Origin of the sequence: Streptomyces sp. NPDC001068 (assembly GCF_042897315.1) — a bacterium.
Classification (GTDB): domain Bacteria; phylum Actinomycetota; class Actinomycetes; order Streptomycetales; family Streptomycetaceae; genus Streptomyces.
Map to the genome: position 1 here is coordinate 83,640 of NZ_JBIAYD010000009.1, position 19,613 is coordinate 103,252.

A 19,613-nucleotide genomic window follows, 5' to 3' on the forward strand; every position below is an offset into this window, starting at 1 on the left:
ATCATGGAACTGCGCCACCTTCAGCACTTCGTCGCCGTCGCCGAGGACCAGCACTTCACCCGCGCCGCGGAACGGCTGCTGGTGTCCCAGTCGGGCCTGTCCGCCTCGATCCGGGCCCTGGAGCGGGAGCTGCGGGCGCCGCTGTTCGTGCGGACCACCCGCCGGGTGACGCTCACCGAGGCGGGCCGCGCCCTGCTCGGCGAGGCGGAGCGCATCCTCGCACAGGTGCGGTCGGCCCACGAGGCGGTGGCCGCGGTGCAGGGCGTGCTGCGCGGGACACTCGCGCTGGGCACCGAGCAGTGCATAGCCGGGGTGTACGTGGCGGGACTCCTGGCCGCCTTCCGGCGCCGCCACCCGGACGTGGAGATCCGGCTGCGGCAGGCCGGCTCGGGCGCGCTGGCCGAGGAGGTGGCGGCCGGGCGGCTGGACCTGGCCTTCGCCTACCGCACCCAGGACGACACCGACCAACTGCGTTCGGTGGCCCTGACCGGGGAGCCGATGACCGTGCTGTGCCATCCCACCCACCGGCTGGCCTCGGCCGGCGCCGCGGTGGTCCCGGCGGACCTCGGCGGGGAGGTGTTCGTCGACTTCCACCCGGACTGGGGGCCGCGCCGCACGACCGACTCGGTCTTCGCCGCGGCAGGGGTACGGCGCACGGTCGCGCTGGAGGTGAACGACGTGCACACCCTCCTCGACCTGGTCGACGAGAACCTCGGCATCGCCGTGGTGCCCCGGCACTTCCGGGACAAGCGGCCCGCGCTCACCGCGCTCGCGCTGAAGGAGACGGACGACGACGTGTACGAGACGGTCGCCCTGCTGCCGCCCGAGACGGCCACCAGCCCGGCGGCGCGGGCGCTGATCATCCTGCTGGAGACAGGGGGCGCGCTCCTGGAAACAGGAGGCACCCTCCTGGAAACCGCCGGCCCGGCGACACCGCCGGAGGACATCCGCCCCTCGTGACCGCGGCTTCCCGTCGGCCCGGAAGCCGGATTCCCGACGCGGGAGGGGACGCGATGCGCGATCGTGGTCGCATGCATGCAAGGGACATCCTCATCGACGGCTTCGGCCGCATCCAGGAAGAAGTCCACGCCGCCCTCGACGGCCTCGACCCCGATCTGCTCAACAGGCCGCCGGCGCCCGGCGCCAACTCCGTCACCTGGCTGGTCTGGCACCTCACCCGGATCCAGGACGACCACGTCGCCGACGCCTTCGGCCTCGACCAGGTGTGGCTGGCCCAGGGCTGGGAGAAACGCTTCGGCCTCGACCTGCCGCCCCGCGACCACGGGTACGGCCACACCCCCGCGAAGGTCGCCAAGGTCACGGTGGAGACCGGCGACCTGCTGACCGGCTACTACGACGCGGTGCACGAGCAGACCCTCGGGGTGCTGCGCGAGCTCCCGGCCAAGGATCTCGAACGGGTCGTGGACACCCGCTTCGATCCGCCGGTCACACTGGGCGTCCGCCTGGTCAGCGTCCTGTCCGACGATCTCCAGCACGCCGGACAGGCCGCCTATCTGCGCGGGCTGCTTCAGAGCACGGAGGCGTAGCCCGGCAGCACGACGTCCTCGATGAGGGCGGTGCGCTCGTCGAACGGGACGAAGGCGCTCTTCAGGGCGTTCACCGTGACCGTGCGCAGGTCCTCGGCCGTCCAGCCGGCCTCGTCCACCAGCAGGGACATCTCCCGGGTCATCGTCGTCCCCGACACCAGCCGGTTGTCGGTGTTGAGGGTGACCCGGAAGCCCAGCTCCTTGAGCGCCGTGATCGGGTGCTCGGCGATCGAGGTGGCGCAGCCGGTCTGGAGGTTGGAGGTGGGGCACATCTCCAGGGCGATCCGGCGGTCGCGCACCCAGCTCGCGAGGCGGCCGAGCTTGCCGTCGACGATGTCCTCGGTGATCCGCACCCCGTGCCCGATGCGCTGGGCGCCGCACACCTGGATCGCCTGGTGGATGCTGGGCAGGCCGTGCGCCTCACCGGCGTGGATGGTGAAGGGCACGCTCTCGCGCCGCAGGTGCTCGAAGGCGGCGAGGTGGTCGGCGGGCGGGAAGCCGTCCTCGGCGCCGGCGATGTCGAAGCCGACGACTCCGGCGTCCCGGTAGGCGACGGCGAGCGCGGCGGCCTCGCCGACCCGGTCGAACATCCGCATTCCGCAGAGCAGGGTGCCGACCCGCACCGGGGTGCCGGCGGCCGCGGCCTTCGCCATCCCCGCGGCGAGCCCCTCCTGCACGCTCTCCACGACCTCGCCCATGCCGAGCCCGCCCCTGACGTTCAGCTCCGGGGCGTACCGCACCTCGCCGTACACCACACCGTCGGCGGCCAGGTCGAGGACGTACTCCTCGGCGACGCGCCGCAGCCCCTCCCTGGTCTGCAGGACGGCGAGGGTGTGCTCGAAGGTGGCTATGTACCGCACCAGGTCGCCGGAGTCGGCGGCCTCGACGTACCAGGCGGCCAGCTCGTCCGGGTCGGTGGTGGGCAGCGTGTGACCGACCTCGGCCGCGAGCTCGACGAGCGTGGCGGGGCGCAGGCCGCCGTCGAGGTGGTCGTGCAGGACGGCCTTGGGGAGGCGGCGGATCACATCGGCGTCTACGCGCGTAGCAGTCATGGCGGGGCTTTCCTCGGCGGGTGGTTCCGGTCGGTCGGTCAGGCGGCGGGCTGGAGCAGGTCCCAGCGGTTGCCGTACAGGTCCTGGAAGACGGCGACACTGCCGTACGGCTCGTGCCTCGGCTCCTCCAGGAAGGTCACGCCGGCGGCGGTCATCCGGGCGTGGTCGCGGGCGAAGTCGTCGGTGTGCAGGAAGAACCCGACCCGCCCGCCGGTCTGGTCACCGACCCGGGCGCGCTGGCCGTCGTCCTTCGCGCGGGCGAGCAGCAGCCCGGTGCCCTGCTCCGCGGCGCCCGGCGCCACGACGACCCAGCGGGAGCCGTCCGGCCGCGGCGCGTCCTCGACCAGCCGGAACCCGAGGGCCCCGGTATAGAAGGCGATCGCCTCGTCGTAGTCGCGGACGACGAGGGTGACCAGGGCGACGTGTCGCATGGGGGCCTTTCGGTGGAGCGGTTAGCGGGAGAGGTTATACGTAAAACCTACCGGATGCCAGTCATGGTCTCCGGGGGGTGACGGGGCGCGGGGGCGCGGGGCCGAACCGCCCGACAGGGGTGTGGGGAACGGCGCGACCCGCAGGGGTATAGGGAACGGCGCGACCGGCGGGGACGCTGGGAACGACGCGCCCGGCCGGCCCGAACGCGACCCCGGCCCTACCGGTCCGCCTCGCCCTGCGCGACCTCCACCCGATGGTGGAAGTCGATCACGCCGGCCGCGGACGCCACGCACGACAGGGCGGCGCAGCCCACCAGCACCACCGCCGCCAGCACCTCGGCCCTGACGCGCCGGCGCCGCGCGGTCAGCAGTGCCGCCACCCGCCGCGGCACCGGCCCCGTGGTCGCCCCCGGCACGAACGCGGGACGCCCGGCCGCCGCGCTCTGTCCCGCCAGCGCCGCCCGCGCGATCGCCCGGGCGATCAGCCGCCGGTCCCCCACCGCGCGCGCCGCCTCCTCGTCGGCGACCCGCTCCACGGCCAGCCTCACCACGTCCCGGACCCGCCGCAGCGCCGGATGGCAGTGGGCCGCCAGCTCCGCCGCGGCCAGGAAGAAGTGGTGGCCGCCGCTGTTGTGCGCCCGTTCGTGGGCGAACAGGGCCTCCCGTTCGGCTCCGTCGAGACTGCGCAGCATCCCGGTGGTGACGACGATCCGGTGCGGCCGTCCGGGCAGCGCGTAGGCGTCCGGACTCGGCGAGTCGACCACGCACAGGTCGCCCGCGGCGGATCCCCGCCCGGCCTCCGCGCGGGCCGCGCGCAAGGCCCGTGCCTGGCGGAGCGCCCACCGCGTACCGGTCCAGGCGCAGACGGCGAGGGCACCGGTCCCGAGGGCCGCGAGCGGCAGGGCGTAGCGGTCGGAGAGCGTGTGCAGCGGACGTACCAGCTCGCCCAGCGCCGCGAAGAACGGCAGCTTGAGGAGTCCGGTGAGCACGAACGCGCCCAGTGCGGTCAGGACGCAGCCCGCGAGGGCGACGGCGGCCGCGGTGACCGCCCAGAGGGCGGCGGCGGGCGCCAGCCGGGCGAGGGCCCGCCGGGCGAGCGAAGGCAGCGCGAACGGCAGCAGCAGCGGCAGGATCAGCAGTGCGGTCATGACGCTCCGGGCTGGTCCTCGGCGTCGAGCAGGCTCCGCAGGACCCGCTCGTCGTCGGCGCTGAGCTGGGCGACGAAGCGCGCGAGCACCGCCTCCCGGTCGGTGTCGCGGTCGAGCTCGCTGTGCATCCGCTTCGCGGTCAGGCCCTGCGCGTCCTGGACCGGGAAGTAGGCGAAGCCGCGGCCCTGGCGGTGCCGGCCCACCGAACCCTTGTCGTGCAGCCGGGAGAGGATCGTCGTCACCGTGGTACGGGCCAGGTCCGCGCCGAGGCTCTCCTGCACCTGTCCGGGGGTCTGGGGCGCACCGGCGGCCCAGAGGGCCGCCATGACACTCGCCTCCAGCTCACCGGCGGGCCGGCGTTCGTCCTTCGCGTCGGCCATGGAAGGTTCGTCACCTCTTCTTCGTCCACAGTCCTGCACACCGTCTACGGCAGTGTAGGCAGACGGGCCGCCGGCGCGGTCCGTCCGCCCGCGATCCCGGCCCGGCACGAGCCCGCCCGGAAGTCAGCCGGTCCTGGTGTGCAGGGCGTCCAGCAGGTCCAGCTCCTGCTCGGTGAACCGGAGGGCGCCCGCCGCCACGTTCTCGGCGAGGTGGTCCGGGTTGCCGGTGCCGGGAATGGCGAGGACGTGCCGGCCCTGGTGCAGGGTCCAGGCGAGACGGACCTGGGCGGGGCTCGCGTCGTGCGCGCGGGCGACGGCGAGGACGGCGTCGTCGTGGTCCTCGGTGGCACCGCCGGCCCCGGCCTCGCCGGCGACGGCGAAGAACGGCACGAAGGCGATGCCGCGGTCGCCGCAGAGACGGACCAGCTCGTCGGTGGCCGCATCCCGCATGTCGAGCCCCCAGCGGTTCTGCACGCACACCACGGGGGCGATGGCCAGTGCCTCGTCGAGATGGCGCGAGGTGACGTCGGAGACGCCGAGGTGCCGGACCAGTCCCGCCTGGCGGAGTTCGGCGAGCGCGCCGAAGTGCTCGGCGATCGAGTCCTGCCCCATCCGCCGGAGGTTGACGACGTCGAGATGGTCGCGGCCGAGCTGGCGCAGGTTCTCCTCCACGTGGCCGCGCAGCTGGTCGGGGCGGGCGGCCGTGGCCCACTCGCCGGAGTAGTCGCGGACGGGCCCGACCTTGGTGACGACGACCAGGTCGTCGGGGTAGGGGGCGAGCGCGGTGTTGATGATCTCGTTGGCGGAGCGCAGGGCGGAGAAGTAGAAGGCCGCCGTGTCGATGTGGTTGACGCCGAGTTCGACGGCCTTGCGCAGGACGGCGACGGAGCGGGCGCGGTCGCTCGGTGTGCCCTGGTGGAAGGCGCCGCTGCCCGTCAGCCGCATCGCGCCGAAGCCGAGGCGGTTGACGGGCAGGTCGCCGAGGGTCCAGGTGCCGGAGGTGTCTGCGGTGATCGTTCCGGAGGTCATCGGCGGAGTCTGGCACACGGTGTCCCGCGGGTCAGCAGGAGAGGTTGCCGCCCGTCGGGACACCGAGGATCCGAGTGAACTTCCGGTAGGCGTCGACGCGGCTCTGCACCTGTGCCGGGTTGCGGCCGTCGCACTCCAGGGAGCCGTTGACGGACCGGATGGTCTGGCCGAACCCGGCGCCGTTGACCATGGCGTTGTGGCCGGTCATGGTGCCGGGGCCGCGTTGGGTGTTCCAGTACCACAGGCCGGTCTTCCAGGCGACGGCGGAGTTGTTCTGGACTTGCCAGGGGTTGTTGAGCAGGTCGATGCCGAGTGCGTCACCGGCCGCCTTGTAGTTGAAGTTCCAGCTGAGCTGGATCGGCCCGCGCCCGTAGTAGGCGGCCTGGCCCGCCGGGCAGCCGTAGGACTGGCTCCGGTCGCAGTACGTCGGGTAGTTGGCGGTGTTCTGCTCCACGACGTACACCAGTCCGCCGGTCTCGTGGCTCACGTTGGCCAGGAAGGCGGCGGCCTCCTGCTTCTTGACCGTGGCGCTGCCGGTGTTGGCGAACGCCGGGTAGGCGCCGAGCGCGGCGGTCAGACCGCTGTAGCCGTAGAAGGAATTCCGGTTCGGGAACATCTGGTTGAACTGTGTCTCGCTGACGACGAAGCCGGCGGCGGAGGCGGTGGGGGCCGCCTGGAACACCAGGACGGAGCCGCCTATGGCGAGCGAGGTCAGGAGTGCGGCGATGCGGCGCCTCGACACGGATCAACTCCTTTGCGGAGCACGGCCGCACCCCAAGAAGGGGGGCGGCCGCGGTGGGGGGTGTGAGGCACACTCAACTGCTTTGGTCTGTACCAGTCAAGGGTGTAGACCAGTCATTCGGGAGCCGGTCTCCGGTCGGCGGCGTCCCCGATTGCGGGCGGGAACAGGCGAGTCGGGCCGCGGCGACCGTGCCCGTCGGTGTCCGTGGCCGTCGGTGTCCGTGGCCGCCGTCGTGGCCATGGCCCACGGTGTCCGTAGCCGCCGTTGTGCCACCCCGTCCGCCGTCGTTGCGCCGCGGCGGGCCGGGAGCGCGGGCCGTTCAGCTCAGCGGCTTGGCCAGGACCGCCTTGCGGTGGCTGAACGCCTCGATGGAGTAGCGGCCGTGGTAACTGCCCGTGCCGCTCTCCCCCACGCCGCCGAACGGCAGGTCGCAGACGGTGAGATGGGCGAGCGGGAGGCCCAGGCCGAGGCCGCCGGAGGAGGTCTCGGCGGCGATCCGGTCCCGGGTGTCGCCGGACTCGCTGAAGACGTAGAGCGCGAGGGGTTTGTCGCGGTCGTTGATGAAACCGATCGCGCCGTCCAGGTCGGGAACGGTGACGATGGGCAGGATCGGGCCGAAGATCTCCTCCCGCATCACCGGGGAGTCGGGGTCGACGTCGGCGAGCACGGTGGGCGCGATGTACCTGACGGCGCGGTCGGTGTCACCGCCGAGGGCCACCCGGCCCGAGCCGAGCAGTCCGTCGAGCCGGTCGAAGTGCCGCTCGTTGACGATCCGGCCGTACTCGCCGGACTCCTTGGGTTCCGTGCCGTACAGCGCCCGGACCGCCCTGACCAGCTCGGGTTCCAGGGCAGCGGCCGTCTCCGGGTCGGTCAGCACGTAGTCGGGGGCGACGCAGGTCTGCCCCGCGTTGAGGAACTTGCCGCGTGCGAGCCGGTCCGCGACCACCGCGAGGTCGACGTCCCGGTCGACGAACGCCGGTGACTTGCCGCCGAGTTCGAGGGTGACCGGGGTGAGGTGCTCGGCGGCGGCGCGCATGACGATCCGGCCGACCGTGCCGTTGCCGGTGTAGAAGATGTGGTCGAAGCGTTCGGCGAGCAGGGCCGTGGTCTCCGGGACACCGCCCTCCACGACGGCGACGGCGTCGGTGTCCAGATACGCGGGCAGCAGCCGGGCGAGGGCGGCCGAGGTGGCGGGGGCCAGCTCGCTGGGCTTGGCGACGACCGCGTCGCCCGCGGCGAGGGCGCCGGCCAGCGGGGCGAGCAGCAGCTGCGCGGGGTAGTTCCACGGAGCGATGACGAGGACGACGCCGAGCGGGTCGTACTGCGTCCAGGCGCTCGCGTCGTCGCCCAGGTACGCGGGGACGGGTGCGGACTCGGGGCGCAGCCACTCCGCCAGGTGCTCGAGGCTGTGGTCGATCTCCCGGACGGTGAAGTCGATCTCCGTGCGCCGGGCCTCGGTGGCGCTCTTGCCCAGGTCCGCGTGGAGGGCGGCGGCCAGCTCGTCGCCGCGTTCCGTGAGCATGGCGCGCAGCCGGCGCAGCTGGTCGGTGCGCCACTCCACGGGCTTGGTCCGGCCGGTGCGGAAGGTGGCGCGCAGCCGGGACACGACGTCGGCGGGCTGCTCGGGGGTGCGCTGGTTCACGGATGCCTCGCTGGTGGTGCGGACGGGCCTGGCGGCCCGGACGGCCGCCGGGCACACGGATGCATAATGCAACCTTTCAGTGGCCGAAGTAAATTCCGCCACCCAGGAACCGCCAGCTCCGGCATCCGCGCCACCGCCACCCAGGAACCGCCGGCCCCGGCACCCGGACCGGCGCCGCGAAACCGCCGCCCCCACTCCCGGACGGCCGCCACCCCGGAACCGCTACCGCGGCCCCCGGCAGGCGGCGCGCGGGTCAGTCGTCGTCCGGGCCGGGGACGACGACCAGGAAGGCGTCCGACCGCAGGTCCATCACCACCGTCGCGGGCTCACCGGCCGCGCGGCGCTCCGCCGCGTACTCCTCCGCCGGCCACGAGCCCCGCGGAGCTCCGGCCGGGAAACGTTCCAACACCTTCGCGCTCATCGCGGCAGACACCTCCAGCGTCCTGGCCTCCGGCCGGCTACGGCTCCTGTCCTGCTGTTCGCCTGCCCGCGATCGACGCGGACATGCCCGGCCAGCGACACGGTTCGGCCGTCCGCCCGTCCCGGTCGACCCCCGTCGCCACCGGGCACACCATGGAACCGCCGCATCCGATCCGGCGGCGCGCGGGGAAGTGATCTCCGAGGGGGCGACGTGGAGGACGCAGAGCTGATGAACGCTGACGATCACGCCCCCGGCCTGCGTTGCCTGGTCACCGGGGCCACCGGATACATCGGCGGCAGGCTGGTGCCGGAGCTGCTCGCCGAGGGTCACCGGGTGCGCTGCCTGGCGCGCTCCCCCGGCAAGCTGCGTGACCACCCCTGGGCCGGAGAGGCCGAGGTGGTGCGGGGCGATGTCACGGTCGCCGCCGACGTCGCCGCCGCCATGCGGGACGTCGACGTGGCCTACTACCTGGTGCACGCCCTCGGCAGCGGCGACGACTTCGAGAAGACCGACCGCAGGGCCGCACAGATCTTCGGCGAGGCGGCCCGGGCCGCGGGAGTACGGCGCGTCGTCTATCTCGGCGGCCTCAGCCCGAAGGACGTGCCGGAGTCCGAGCTGTCGCCGCACCTGCGCTCGCGCGCCGAGGTGGGCCGGATCCTGCTGGCCTCCGGCGTGCCCACGACCGTGCTGCGGGCCGCGGTCGTCATCGGTTCGGGCTCCGTGTCGTTCGAGATGCTGCGGTACCTCACCGAGCGCCTGCCGGTCATGGTCACCCCCAGCTGGGTGCGCACCCGCATCCAGCCGGTGGCCGTCCGGGACGTGCTGCGCTACCTGGTCGGCAGCGCCCGGATGCCGGCCGGCGTCAGCCGCGGCTTCGACATCGGCGGGCCGGACGTGCTGACCTACCGGGACATGATGCTGCGCTACGCGGAGCTCGCCGGGCTCCCCCGCCGGCTGATCTTCCCGGTACCGGTGCTGACGCCGCGCCTGTCCAGCCACTGGGTCGGGCTGGTCACCCCGGTCCCCGCGTCGATCGCCCGGCCGCTCACCGAGTCGCTGCGCCACGAGGTCGTCTGCCACGAGCACGACATCGCACGGTACGTACCGGACCCGCCCGGGCATCCGTTCGGGTTCGACGAGGCGGTACGGCTGGCCCTGCAGCGCATCCAGGACGCGCAGGTGACCACCCGCTGGTCGTCGGCGGCGGTGCCCGGCGCGCCCAGCGACCCGCTGCCCACCGACCCCGACTGGGCGGGCGGCAGCCTGTACACGGACCTCCGGGAGCTGCCGGTGGACGCCTCCCGGGAGGCCCTGTGGCGGGTGATCGAGGGTATCGGCGGCGACAACGGCTGGTACTCCTGCCCGCTGGCCTGGGCGGTACGGGGCCGCCTGGACCGGCTGGTGGGCGGGGTGGGGCTGCGCCGTGGACGGCGGGACGCGGCCCGGCTGCGGGCCGGCGACTCGCTGGACTTCTGGCGGGTGGAGGAGATCGAGCCCGGCCGTCTGCTGCGGCTGCGGGCCGAGATGCGGCTGCCGGGCCTGGCCTGGCTGGAGATGTACGCCGACACCGGCCCCGACGGCCGCACCCGCTACCGCCAGCGGGCCCTGTTCCATCCGCACGGGCTGCTCGGGCAGGCCTACTGGTGGAGCGTCTCCCCCTTCCACGCGGTCGTGTTCGGCGGCATGGCCCGCAACATCGCGCTGGCCGCGGCCCGGTCCCCGGCCGTGCCCGCGAGGGAATTCCCGGCCCGCCGGTGACAGCCGCATCCGCGGTGCGGGCCGGGCCGGAAGTACCTCACCGGCCGCCCCGCCCTTCGAATCCGGAGAAGCACCATGAATGTCTCGGTCGTCCTGTTCACCGCCGACCTGCGCCTGCACGACCATCCTCCGCTGCGGGCGGCGAACGAGGCCCGCGAGGTGGTCCCCCTGTTCGTGCACGACCGGGGCGTCACGGAGTCCGGGTTCGCGGTGCCCAACCGGCTGGCGTTCCTCGCCGACTGCCTGCGGGACCTCGACGACGGGCTGCGCAAGCGGGGCGGGCGGCTGGTGGTGCGCTCCGGCGACGTCGTCGAGGAGGTCTGCAAGGTGGCCGCCGAGACGGACGCCGACGAGGTTCATCTCGCCGGTGACGTCAGCGCCTACGCCCAGCTGCGGGAGCGGCGGCTGCGCCGGGCGCTGGAGGCGGAGGGGCGGCGGCTGCACGTGCACGACACGGTGACCACCGCCGTGACGCCCGGCGAGGTCACTCCGGCCTCCTCGGACCACTTCGCGGTCTTCACCCCGTACTTCCGCCAGTGGTCGGGCGTGTCCCTGCGCGACGTGCTGGCCGCGCCGCGCGCCGTGCGGGTCCCGGACGGGGTCGGCTCCGAGGCCCTGCCCTCCCGCGCGAAACTCTCCGGGGTGTCCGAGGGCCTGGCGGCCGGCGGGGAGGCAGAGGCCCGCCAGCGCATGTGCGCGTGGCTGCGCGGCGGGATCGGCGCGTACGAGGACCGGCACGACGACCTGGCGGGCGACGCCACCTCCCGCTTCTCGCCCCATCTGCACTTCGGGACGCTCTCCCCGATCGAACTGGTCCAGCGGGCGCGCACGGTGGAGGGCCCCGGCGCGGCGGCCTTCGTACGGCAGCTCGCCTGGCGCGACTTCCACCGCCAGGTGCTCGCCGCCCGGCCGGCCGCCGCCACCGCCGACTACCGCACCAAACACGACCGCTGGCGCTCCGAGTACGCCGCGCGCGACGACATCGAGGCCTGGCGGACGGGACGCACCGGATACCCGGTGGTCGACGCGGCGATGCGCCAGCTGCGCCACGAGGGCTGGATGCACAACCGGGGCCGGCTGCTGGCCGCGAGCTTCCTCGCGAAGACGCTGTACGTCGACTGGCGTGTGGGCGCACGCCACTTCCTGGACCTGCTGGTCGACGGCGACGTCGCCAACAACCAGCTCAACTGGCAGTGGATGGCGGGCACCGGCACCGACACCCGCCCCAACCGCGTCCTCAACCCCGTGACGCAGGCCAAGCGTTACGACCCCGACGGCGCCTACGTCCGCCGCTGGGTTCCCGAACTCGCCGGAATCGACGGCCCGGCGGTGCACGAGCCGTGGAAGCTGCACGGTCTGGACCGCGCCGCCCTGGACGACTACCCGGATCCGATCGTCGAGCTCTCCGAGGGCCTCGCCCGCTTCAAGCAGGCCCGCGCCCGCGACTGAAGGAGACCCGCGCATGGCGACCCCGCACTGGCTCTTCGGCGATCAGCTCGGCCCGCACTTCCTGGCCGCCGGCGACGGCGGTCCCGACCGCGCGGCACCGCTCGTGATGATCGAGGCCAGGTCGGTCTTCCGGCGCCGGCGCTTCCACCGGGCCAAGGCCCATCTGGTGCTGTCCGCGATGCGGCACCGCGCGGCCGAACTCGGCGACCGGGTGCGGTACGTGCGGGCCGAGACGTATCGCGAGGGCCTCGCGCGGGCGGTCGGCGAGGGCGCTGTGACGGTCCATCACCCCACGTCGCGGGCTGCCCTCGCCCTGGTGTCGGCGCTGCCCGGCGTCACCGTCCTGCCCGCGCGCGGATTCCTGGTCCCGCACGAGGACTTCCGCGCCTGGGCGGACGGCCACGGCGGGCAGCGGCTGCGTCAGGAGGACTTCTACCGCTGGGTGCGGCGCGGGCACGGCATCCTCATGGACGGTGACGCCCCGGCCGGCGGCCGCTGGAACCACGATCACGACAACCGCGAGCCGCCGCCGAAGGGCGCGCGGACGCTGGGTGCCCCGGCGCCGTACCGGCCGCGTGAGGACGAGGTGGACGAGGAGGTGCGCCACGACCTCGACCGCTGGGAGCGCGAGGACGGCGTCCGGTTCGTGGGACGGGACGGCCCGCGGCTCTTCCCCGCCACCCGCAGGGAGGCGCTCGCCGCACTGAACCGGTTCGTGGAGCGGCGGCTGGCCGGTTTCGGGCCGTACGAGGACGCCGTGCTCACCGCGGACCCGGTCCTGAGCCACAGCCTGCTGTCCTCCTCGCTCAACCTCGGGCTCCTGGATCCGCTGGAGTGCGTCGCGCGCGCCGAGTCGGCCTGGCGTGCGGGGACGGCGCCGGTCAACAGCGTCGAGGGGTTCGTACGGCAGGTCGCCGGCTGGCGGGAGTACGTGTGGCAGCTGTACTGGTACTTCGGTGAGGACTACCGGCGGCGCAACGCGCTGGGGCACCGGGCGCCGCTGCCGGAGTGGTTCCTGGAACTGGACGCCGACGCGGTCACGGCCCACTGCCTGGCCACGGTCCTGGCCCAGGTCCGCGACACCGGCTGGACGCACCACATCCCGCGGCTGATGCTGCTGGGCAGCCATGCCCTCCAGCGGGGCTGGGACCCGGCCGCGGTGACCGACTGGTTCCACCGCTGCTTCGTCGACGGCTACGACTGGGTGATGCTGCCGAACGTGGTCGGCATGTCCCAGTACGCGGACGGCGGGCGCATGACGACCAAGCCGTACACCTCCGGCGGCGCGTTCGTACACCGCATGAGCGACCTGTGCGGTCCGTGCGCCTACCGCCCCACCGACCGGGTCGGTGACCGGGCCTGCCCGTTCACGGCCGGCTACTGGTCCTTCCTGCACCGCCACCGGGCCCGTCTGGCGGACAACCCGCGGATGGCGAGGGCGGTCCAGGGCCTGGACCGGCTCCACGATCTCGACGAGCTCCTGCGCGAGGAGAAGCGTCGGGGCGACGGCCCGCCCTGACCCGGTGGCCGGCCGGTGCTCCGACCGGTGCTCCGACCGGTCGGTTTCCCCGAGTCGGCCCGAGTCGGTCGTGATCGTGGCGGTCGGACGAGCGGCGGCGTTCGCTCCGACGGCCGGGGCTGCACCCGCGGTCGGAGCGCTAACCCTGGCGCAGGTCCGCCAGCAGTTCGCGGGCGGCGCGGGCGCCGGAGGCGAGGGCGCCCTGGACGGAGCCGGTGGCACGGTGGTCTCCGCACACGTGACGGCCCGGGGCCACCCGGGTGGTGCGGCTGAGCGGCCACGGGGGCGGCATGGCGGGCAGCGCCTCGGGGACGGTGCGGGTGGTGAGCAGGTCCCAGCCCGCGGTGTCGGTGCCGTACGCCTCGGCCAGGGCCGTCCGCACCGGCCGTTCCCGGCCCTCGTCGTGCGCGCCGAGCACGGAGGTGGCGACCAGTGCGGTACCGGCCGGCGCGTGGCCGGGGACCACGTCGCTGAGGACGCAGGTGTTGAGGAAGCGGCGGTGCTCGTCGACGAGCAGGGTGGGCTCGCCCAGGGGCGAGCGCGGGGCGACGTGGTAGTAGGTCGTGACCGTACGGCCGCCCGGCACGTCCAGGCCGGGGAGCAGGCCGGCTGCCTCGCCGGGGCCGGTGGCCACCACCACGGCGCGCGCGGGCACCTCGGCGCCGTCGGCCGTGACGGCCCCGTCGTCGGTGAGGGCGGCCACGGGTGTGCCGAGCCGTACCGTCCCGTCGGGCAGGCCGGCGGCGAGCGCCTCCGGCACCGCGCCGATCCCGCCGGCCGGCAGGCACAGGGTGCCGCGCAGCATGCTGCGCCACACGAGGTGGAAGAACCGGCCGGACGTCTCCAGTTCGTCCTCCAGGAACACGCCGGACAGGAACGGCCGCAGGACTCGCTCGACGAAGTCCTCGGAGAAACCGGCGGCGGCGAGCGCGGTGCGGGTGGTGCGGTCCTGGGACCGCTTGACCAGCCGTGCCGGGGCGAGCATGTCGCGGGCCGACAGCAGCCCGAGGGCGGCGAGGTCGCGGGCTCCGGCCGCCCGGGCGGTGACCAGGCCGGGGAGGGCGCCGGGCCGCCGGGTGGGGTCGCCGAGGCGCAGGGGGCGGCCGTTCCCGGTGTGCACGAGGAAGCCGGGCGTGAACGGCCGGAGCCTGAGGGCGCGCAGCGTCAGTCGGCGGCGGACCTGCGGGTAGGACGTGTTGAAGACCTGGAAGCCGCGGTCGACGACGAAGCCGTCGACGCGGTCGGAGCGCATCCGTCCGCCGACCGCGTCGGAGGCTTCGAGCACCCGGACGTCGAGCCCGGCTCCCAGCAGGTCCCGGGCGCAGGCCAGCCCCGCGGCGCCTGCGCCGATCACGAGGGCGTCGGGGGTACGGGCGGACACGGACATGGCGGCCCCTGAGCTCTTCGGACCGGCCGGGTGGGCTCCCGGCCGGCGTCGGCCGCGCGCGATGCCGCGCGCGTGTGTGGACGACTTCCCGTTTCCCGGGTACCCCGGATGCGGCGCCACCCGTTCGGCCCCGTCCCGGGTGATCGTCACAGCGGTTCGCCGGGCGCCCCCTCCGGATGGGCGGCGGACAGGATGTCCAGGGCGTGGCGCAGGGTGGGCGGCCGGAGCATGCCGCGCATCGCGGGACCGGACCAGCCGGGTCCGCCCAGCAGGACCAGGGGACGACGGCGTGCGCCCTTCACCCCCCACTCGGTGTCGGCGACGTACCGGGCCAGCGGGAGGCTGGCCGTGGAGCGGGCCTGGGCCCACAGCACGACGGCCGACGGGCCGAGCCGCCGTACCGCCGCCGCGAGCGCCTCCGCGGGCACGGCGGCGCCGAACATGCGGGTGGGCAGGCCCAGTTCGGCGAGCCCGGCGTTGAGCGCCTCGATCGGCAGGGTGTGCTGCTCGCCGGGTACGCAGGCCAGGACGACGGGTCCGGTGCCCTGCGGGCCGTGAGGCGGGGTGGGCCGGCGCAGGGCGGTGGAGACGTGCCAGGACAGCAGGTGCTCGACCTCCACGTAACGGTCCCCGGAGGAGACCCACTTGCGTCCCACGGCGTGCAGGGTCGGCACCATCACCTCCTGCCAGGCGACGGTGACGCCGTACTGCCGTACGGCGGAGGTCAGCAGTTCCTCGACGGCGGGGGCGTCCAGGCGTACGGCCGCACGGGCCAGTCCCCGGCACTCCTGGCGCACGCCGGAGAGCGAGAGGGCGCCGGCGGCGTGCGAGGCGTCGCGGTCCGGCGGCGGCGTCCCGGGGATCCCCGGTGGCGCCTCGGCCGTCTCCCTGGCCGCGCGGGCGGCCTCGGCCGGCGGGACCCCGGTCGAGGTCAGCCGGCACATCGCCTCCAGCACGGCCACGTCCTCGGGGGTCCAGCGGCGGTGCCGTCCGTCGGCGCGTACCGCGGGCCCGATGCCGTAGCGGCGGTCCCAGGAGCGGAGCGTGGTGGGTGACACCCCGAGGCGGCGGGCGAGCGCACCGGTCGTCAGGGGGACGTCCGCCGTGTTCGCGGACCGTCCGGGCGGATCCTGCGCCTCGCCGTGCGGGGCATCGCCCCGGGCGGATGGCTGACTCATGGAGGCGACTATACGACGCAGAAACGATGCGAGTTGATGAACCGGTTCCGGTTCTCGGACGATGACCGCGTCAGGGCTCGCGTCGGCGGCCGTTCCGAGTCCGCACCTCCGGCAGCCGCCCGGCCGGGCCGCCGTCCCCGGCAGGCTGCCGGGCGAGGTCAGGAGCCGTCGACATGGGCCCGCACGACAGTGCCGTCACCTCGGCGCCGGCCGACGAGTCGCTCACCGACGAGGAGCTCGCGCGCGGGCTGGTGGCAGGTGACGAGGACTGCCTGGCGGCCGCCTACCGCCGCTGGTCCACCCTGGTGCACACGCTCGCCTGGCGCTCGCTCGGCGACCCCAGGGAAGCGGAGGACGTGACCCAGCAGGTGTTCCTCGGCGTGTGGCGCGGGCGCCTGGGCTTCCGGCCGGAGCGCGGGTCGTTCGGGTGCTGGATCACCGGGATCACCAGGCGGAAGATCGCCGACGCGCTGACCGCCCGGACCCGCCGGCTCGCCCTGGTCGCGTCGGCCGGCTCCTCGCTCGCCCTGGCCGACCCCGCGGCCCGGCAGCCCGAGGCCGCCCTGGACCGGGTCGTCGTCCGGCACGAGCTGGCCAAGCTGCCCGCCCCCCAGCGGCAGGTGCTGGGGCTGGCCTTCTACGAGGACCTCACCCACACCCAGATCGCGGAGCGCACCGGCTGGCCGCTGGGCACGGTCAAGAGCCACGCCCGCCGCGGCCTGCACCGGCTGCGCGGCAGTCTAGAGCCGGACACGGGCGACTGAACCGCTCACCGGTTCGGCTTCTGCGCGCCTTTTCGATGCAGAAACAGTGCATACCTCGTCAACATCGACTCACCCTCCTGCTCTACACATAAAGGCGAAATAAGAGCAGAATGTCCAATAGCGGGGTATAACGCCCGCATCAGACGCGGTCAGGCCTGCACAGTCAAAGGAGACGACTCATGGCCAACGTCTCGCACGGCAGAAGCGACATATCGAGCCACCCCGATGTCGGCGAGATGCGGGAGCGTTACGCCCGCATGCTCGGCGGTCGTGATGTGGCCCTCGTGGACGGACCGGTGTTCCTGCTCGGTCTGTACTGCGCGGCGTCCCCGTGGATCCTGCACTACACGGCGAGCCAGCCTGCGCTGATGACCCACAACCTGATCATGGGCATAGCGATAGGTCTGCTGGCGCTCGGGTTCACCCGGGCTCCGGAGCGCATGTACGGCCTCAGCTGGGCCATGTGCGCCCTGGGTATCTGGATGATCATCGCCCCCTGGGTCGTCGGCCGCAGCCCGGACACGGGCGTCATCATCAACAACGTGGTCATCGGCGCGCTGGCACTCTGCCTCGGGCTGGTGTGTGCCGCCTCGGCGGCCCGGCCCCGGCGGACGCCCATGCCGTAGGCACACCGAGCTCCCCCTTTGGAGGGAGGACGCGGGACCGGTCCGGTGACGGCGGACCGGCCCCGCCGTGTCGTTCACCGGCCGGGCACCAGCCAGGGTTCCTGGGGCAGCGGAGTGCCGGTCTCGACGAGGGACTTCAGGTTGGACAGCACCGCCGGCCACCCGGCGGAGATGGCGCGCAGCTCGTCCTCGCCGTCCAGGTCCTCATGGGTCACGGTGAGCCGGACGATGTCCGCGTGCGGCTGGATGTCGAAGGTGACGCGGGAGTGCCGCTCGGGCTCCCCCTCGTGCTCCGGCGCCGCCCAGCTGGTGACCAGCCGGGTCGGGCGCTCGCTCTCGACCACGGTGCCGACCACGTCGGCGATGCCCGAGCCGTCGGTGCGCACGTGCTCCCAGCGTGAGCCGGGACGCCAGTCGGACACGTTGGAGTGCCCCCAGTAGGCGGCGGTCAGGTCGGCGTCGGTGAGTGCGTCCCAGACCTTCTCCGGGGTGCCGGCGATATAGGTGACGTACACATAGCTGGGCTTCTCGCTCATGACTTCCTCGGCTCGTCGCTTCAGTTCCCCGAGCGCCCGCAGTCGCGGGCGCTCGAACTTGTCGATCCACCGCTCCTGGATCTCGTGGAGCGGCACGGGGTTGAGGTAGTGCAGCTTCTCCCGCCCCCGCCGCACCGTGCTGATCAGATTCGCGCCCTCCAGGACGGCCAGGTGCTGGGTCACCGACTGCCGGGTCATCGCGATGCGCTCGCACAACTCGCCGAGCGTCTGGCCGTTCTGCTCGTGCAGCCGGTCCAGCAACCGCCTGCGCGTGTCGTCCGCCAGTGCCCTGAAAACCTGGTCCATCCCGCTGTCGCCCTCTGATCGCACACTCCAAGTTATGCAGGCAGTTACTTGCATGTCAAGGCGGACGACGATGGACGACCCTGCGGACGACGACGGGCGGCGGTTCGTGCGGTGTCGGCCGATGTGGCGCCGGACGGGAAGAAGGACATGAAAAAAGCGTCACCCGGCGGAAGTCGACGCCGGGTGACGCTCACGGGCCGTCAGGGATCAGACCGCGACCTGGTTCTCGGGCGCCAGGTACTCCTCGCTGATCTCCTTGCGGCCGAACGGCCACACCTTCTCCAGGCGGGCCCAGATCAGGAACGCGACGCAGCCGAGGGCGAGCCAGGCCAGGGACCACTCGATGGGGTGGCGGCCCGGCGAGTTCTTGTCGGCGTAGCCGTAGATCACGCACCAGCCGACGAAGGCCAGGATGCTCGGCAGGGGGTAGAGCCACATGCGGTACGGCCGCTTCAGCGTCGGCTGGCGGCGGCGCAGCACCGTGAGCGCCACGATCTGCGCCAGCGCCTGCACGATCACCATGACCGTGGTGAGCAGCTGGATCAGCGTGGCGAGGTCGGTGTGGCGGCCGATCAGGAAGCCGATCGCGGTGATCACACCCATGGTGGCCAGCCCCAGCGTCGGGAAGCGGTGCCTGGGGTGGAGCTTCTCGTAGGGGCGGAAGAAGACCCGCTCGCGTGCCGCGTCGTAGGGCACCCGCGAGCCGCCGAGCAGGCCGGTGAAGACCGAGGCGAAGGCCGTGATCAGGATCAGCACGGTCACCGTGTCGGCGGCGCCCTTGCCCCAGGTCTCCTCCAGGACCGCGGAGGCCACCGAGGTCGAGGCGATGTCGCCGGCGTGCGTCATGCGGTGCCAGTCGACGACACCGAGCGTGCCGATCTGGAGCAGCAGGTAGATCACCATGATGCCGACGATCGAGAAGAGGATGGAGCGCGGCAGGACGCGGCCGGGCTCCTTGATCTCGGCGCCCATGTAGGCGGTGGTGTTGTAGCCGAGGTAGTCGTAGATCCCGATGGTCAGGCCCGCGGCGAAGCCCAGCCAGAAGTGGTCGCTGGTCAGGTCGAAGGCGTGCGCCGGGTAGGTGAAGGCCAGGTGCGGGCTGAAGTCGGACGCCGCGGCGACGATCACCAGGACCACCGAGGCGATCATCACCGTCCACATCACGGCGGTGATCCGGGCGATGTGCTCGATGCCCCGCCACAGCAGCAGCACCACCAGGGCGATGACGCCGAGCCCGATCAGGTCGCCGGAGGTCTGCCCGAGGCCGGGGGCGAGATAGCCCAGGTACTGCACGAAGCCGACCACGCCGGTGGACATGATCAGCGGGATGAAGAGCATCGCCGTCCAGACGAACAGGAACGGCATGAGGCGTCCGGTGCGGTACTGGAAGGCCTGGCGCAGGTAGACGTAGCTGCCGCCGGAGCCGGGCATCGCGGCGCCGAGCTCGGCCCAGACGAGACCGTCGCAGAGGGCGAGCAGCGCACCCGCGACGAAGCCGATCACCGCCTGCGGACCGCCGAACGCGGAGACCATCAGCGGGATGGTCACGAACGGGCCGATGCCGCACATCTGGCTCATGTTGATGGCGGTGGCCTGGAACAGGCCCACCCGCCGGACGAAACCGCCGTCGGAGGGCGGGCTACCAGGACCGAGGGGACTACCGGGACTACCGGACATGAGGGCTCCTGAGCGAGGCGC

Annotated in this window: 19 protein-coding genes; 7 read left to right on the forward strand and 12 right to left on the reverse strand. The window is 73.3% G+C overall.

Annotated elements, in window-relative coordinates; translation table 11 throughout:
- The first annotated feature begins 3 nt into the window (after positions 1 to 3).
- Positions 4 to 960, forward strand: a complete 957-nt coding sequence (locus tag ACFY3I_RS25100; RefSeq protein WP_390862825.1) for a LysR family transcriptional regulator — start codon at positions 4 to 6, stop codon at positions 958 to 960.
- 71 nt (positions 961 to 1,031) lie between these two features.
- Positions 1,032 to 1,547, forward strand: coding sequence for a DinB family protein (locus ACFY3I_RS25105; protein WP_365287674.1), 516 nt, complete (start codon positions 1,032 to 1,034; stop codon positions 1,545 to 1,547).
- Here the strand turns inward: ACFY3I_RS25105 and ACFY3I_RS25110 are convergent.
- The 8 genes from ACFY3I_RS25110 to ACFY3I_RS25145 form a co-directional block, all read right to left on the reverse strand.
- Positions 1,529 to 2,599 carry an adenosine deaminase gene (locus ACFY3I_RS25110; RefSeq protein ID WP_390862827.1) on the reverse strand — a complete coding sequence of 357 codons (1,071 nt, stop codon included), beginning with the start codon at positions 2,597 to 2,599 and terminating at the stop codon, positions 1,529 to 1,531. The genes ACFY3I_RS25105 and ACFY3I_RS25110 overlap by 19 nt on opposite strands.
- 38 nt (positions 2,600 to 2,637) lie before the next feature.
- The gene (locus tag ACFY3I_RS25115) at positions 2,638 to 3,030 is read right to left on the reverse strand and encodes a VOC family protein (protein WP_390862829.1); all 393 of its coding nucleotides are present in this window, start codon (positions 3,028 to 3,030) and stop codon (positions 2,638 to 2,640) included.
- Positions 3,031 to 3,248: 218 nt separating this feature from the next.
- Positions 3,249 to 4,178, reverse strand: coding sequence for a M56 family metallopeptidase (locus ACFY3I_RS25120; RefSeq protein ID WP_390862831.1), 930 nt, complete (start codon positions 4,176 to 4,178; stop codon positions 3,249 to 3,251).
- Positions 4,175 to 4,558: a BlaI/MecI/CopY family transcriptional regulator gene (locus tag ACFY3I_RS25125; RefSeq protein WP_365287666.1), complete on the reverse strand. Its 384-nt coding sequence runs from the start codon at positions 4,556 to 4,558 to the stop codon at positions 4,175 to 4,177. The genes ACFY3I_RS25120 and ACFY3I_RS25125 overlap by 4 nt, the downstream gene beginning before the upstream one ends.
- Positions 4,559 to 4,681: 123 nt before the next feature.
- Positions 4,682 to 5,587: an oxidoreductase gene (locus ACFY3I_RS25130; RefSeq protein WP_390862833.1), complete on the reverse strand. Its 906-nt coding sequence runs from the start codon at positions 5,585 to 5,587 to the stop codon at positions 4,682 to 4,684.
- Between the two features lie 31 nt (positions 5,588 to 5,618).
- Positions 5,619 to 6,329, reverse strand: a complete 711-nt coding sequence (locus ACFY3I_RS25135) for a chitinase (RefSeq protein WP_390862835.1) — start codon at positions 6,327 to 6,329, stop codon at positions 5,619 to 5,621.
- A gap of 319 nt (positions 6,330 to 6,648) precedes the next feature.
- Positions 6,649 to 8,028 (reverse strand): aldehyde dehydrogenase family protein, encoded by a 1,380-nt coding sequence (locus ACFY3I_RS25140; protein WP_390862837.1) that lies wholly within the window; start codon positions 8,026 to 8,028, stop codon positions 6,649 to 6,651.
- Positions 8,029 to 8,224: 196 nt separating this feature from the next.
- The gene (locus ACFY3I_RS25145; protein WP_365287658.1) at positions 8,225 to 8,392 is read right to left on the reverse strand and encodes a hypothetical protein; all 168 of its coding nucleotides are present in this window, start codon (positions 8,390 to 8,392) and stop codon (positions 8,225 to 8,227) included.
- A gap of 228 nt (positions 8,393 to 8,620) precedes the next feature.
- Here ACFY3I_RS25145 and ACFY3I_RS25150 point away from each other — a divergent pair, with 228 nt between their 5' ends.
- From ACFY3I_RS25150 to ACFY3I_RS25160, 3 genes are all read left to right on the forward strand, one after another.
- Complete coding sequence (locus tag ACFY3I_RS25150) at positions 8,621 to 10,150, forward strand: SDR family oxidoreductase (RefSeq protein WP_390862838.1); 1,530 nt, start codon at positions 8,621 to 8,623, stop codon at positions 10,148 to 10,150.
- Positions 10,151 to 10,225: 75 nt separating this feature from the next.
- A complete protein-coding gene (locus ACFY3I_RS25155; protein ID WP_390862840.1) occupies positions 10,226 to 11,599 on the forward strand; it encodes a cryptochrome/photolyase family protein in 1,374 nt (457 codons plus the stop codon).
- A 13-nt stretch (positions 11,600 to 11,612) separates the two neighbouring features.
- On the forward strand, positions 11,613 to 13,118 hold the full coding sequence (locus tag ACFY3I_RS25160; protein ID WP_390862841.1) for a cryptochrome/photolyase family protein: 1,506 nt from the start codon (positions 11,613 to 11,615) through the stop codon (positions 13,116 to 13,118).
- 139 nt (positions 13,119 to 13,257) lie between these two features.
- Here the strand turns inward: ACFY3I_RS25160 and ACFY3I_RS25165 are convergent, their stop codons facing one another.
- Positions 13,258 to 14,505 carry an NAD(P)/FAD-dependent oxidoreductase gene (locus tag ACFY3I_RS25165; protein WP_390862843.1) on the reverse strand — a complete coding sequence of 416 codons (1,248 nt, stop codon included), beginning with the start codon at positions 14,503 to 14,505 and terminating at the stop codon, positions 13,258 to 13,260.
- 146 nt (positions 14,506 to 14,651) lie between these two features.
- A complete protein-coding gene (locus tag ACFY3I_RS25170; RefSeq protein ID WP_390862844.1) occupies positions 14,652 to 15,683 on the reverse strand; it encodes a MerR family transcriptional regulator in 1,032 nt (343 codons plus the stop codon).
- 173 nt (positions 15,684 to 15,856) lie between these two features.
- Here ACFY3I_RS25170 and ACFY3I_RS25175 point away from each other — a divergent pair, with 173 nt between their 5' ends.
- Both ACFY3I_RS25175 and ACFY3I_RS25180 read left to right on the forward strand, forming a co-directional pair.
- Positions 15,857 to 16,447 carry a sigma-70 family RNA polymerase sigma factor gene (locus tag ACFY3I_RS25175; protein WP_390862845.1) on the forward strand — a complete coding sequence of 197 codons (591 nt, stop codon included), beginning with the start codon at positions 15,857 to 15,859 and terminating at the stop codon, positions 16,445 to 16,447.
- Positions 16,448 to 16,626: 179 nt separating this feature from the next.
- A complete protein-coding gene (locus ACFY3I_RS25180; protein ID WP_365287644.1) occupies positions 16,627 to 17,073 on the forward strand; it encodes an SPW repeat protein in 447 nt (148 codons plus the stop codon).
- Between the two features lie 74 nt (positions 17,074 to 17,147).
- Here the strand turns inward: ACFY3I_RS25180 and ACFY3I_RS25185 are convergent, their stop codons facing one another.
- Positions 17,148 to 17,915 (reverse strand): ArsR/SmtB family transcription factor, encoded by a 768-nt coding sequence (locus ACFY3I_RS25185; protein WP_390862847.1) that lies wholly within the window; start codon positions 17,913 to 17,915, stop codon positions 17,148 to 17,150.
- Between the two features lie 207 nt (positions 17,916 to 18,122).
- Positions 18,123 to 19,592, reverse strand: a complete 1,470-nt coding sequence (locus ACFY3I_RS25190) for an APC family permease (RefSeq protein ID WP_390862849.1) — start codon at positions 19,590 to 19,592, stop codon at positions 18,123 to 18,125.
- Between the last annotated feature and the right edge of the window lie 21 nt (positions 19,593 to 19,613).

What these genes read in the sequence shown, in the direction of transcription:
- ACFY3I_RS25100 (WP_390862825.1), top strand. Translation starts at nt 4, where the DNA reads ATGGAACTGCGCCACCTTCAGCACTTCGTCGCCGTCGCCGAGGACCAG.
- ACFY3I_RS25105 (WP_365287674.1), top strand. Translation starts at nt 1,032, where the DNA reads ATGCATGCAAGGGACATCCTCATCGACGGCTTCGGCCGCATCCAGGAA.
- ACFY3I_RS25110 (WP_390862827.1), bottom strand. Translation starts at nt 2,599, where the DNA reads ATGACTGCTACGCGCGTAGACGCCGATGTGATCCGCCGCCTCCCCAAG.
- ACFY3I_RS25115 (WP_390862829.1), bottom strand. Translation starts at nt 3,030, where the DNA reads ATGCGACACGTCGCCCTGGTCACCCTCGTCGTCCGCGACTACGACGAG.
- ACFY3I_RS25120 (WP_390862831.1), bottom strand. Translation starts at nt 4,178, where the DNA reads ATGACCGCACTGCTGATCCTGCCGCTGCTGCTGCCGTTCGCGCTGCCT.
- ACFY3I_RS25125 (WP_365287666.1), bottom strand. Translation starts at nt 4,558, where the DNA reads ATGGCCGACGCGAAGGACGAACGCCGGCCCGCCGGTGAGCTGGAGGCG.
- ACFY3I_RS25130 (WP_390862833.1), bottom strand. Translation starts at nt 5,587, where the DNA reads ATGACCTCCGGAACGATCACCGCAGACACCTCCGGCACCTGGACCCTC.
- ACFY3I_RS25145 (WP_365287658.1), bottom strand. Translation starts at nt 8,392, where the DNA reads ATGAGCGCGAAGGTGTTGGAACGTTTCCCGGCCGGAGCTCCGCGGGGC.
- ACFY3I_RS25150 (WP_390862838.1), top strand. Translation starts at nt 8,621, where the DNA reads ATGAACGCTGACGATCACGCCCCCGGCCTGCGTTGCCTGGTCACCGGG.
- ACFY3I_RS25155 (WP_390862840.1), top strand. Translation starts at nt 10,226, where the DNA reads ATGAATGTCTCGGTCGTCCTGTTCACCGCCGACCTGCGCCTGCACGAC.
- ACFY3I_RS25160 (WP_390862841.1), top strand. Translation starts at nt 11,613, where the DNA reads ATGGCGACCCCGCACTGGCTCTTCGGCGATCAGCTCGGCCCGCACTTC.
- ACFY3I_RS25165 (WP_390862843.1), bottom strand. Translation starts at nt 14,505, where the DNA reads ATGTCCGTGTCCGCCCGTACCCCCGACGCCCTCGTGATCGGCGCAGGC.
- ACFY3I_RS25170 (WP_390862844.1), bottom strand. Translation starts at nt 15,683, where the DNA reads ATGAGTCAGCCATCCGCCCGGGGCGATGCCCCGCACGGCGAGGCGCAG.
- ACFY3I_RS25175 (WP_390862845.1), top strand. Translation starts at nt 15,857, where the DNA reads ATGGGCCCGCACGACAGTGCCGTCACCTCGGCGCCGGCCGACGAGTCG.
- ACFY3I_RS25180 (WP_365287644.1), top strand. Translation starts at nt 16,627, where the DNA reads ATGGCCAACGTCTCGCACGGCAGAAGCGACATATCGAGCCACCCCGAT.
- ACFY3I_RS25185 (WP_390862847.1), bottom strand. Translation starts at nt 17,915, where the DNA reads ATGGACCAGGTTTTCAGGGCACTGGCGGACGACACGCGCAGGCGGTTG.
- ACFY3I_RS25190 (WP_390862849.1), bottom strand. Translation starts at nt 19,592, where the DNA reads ATGTCCGGTAGTCCCGGTAGTCCCCTCGGTCCTGGTAGCCCGCCCTCC.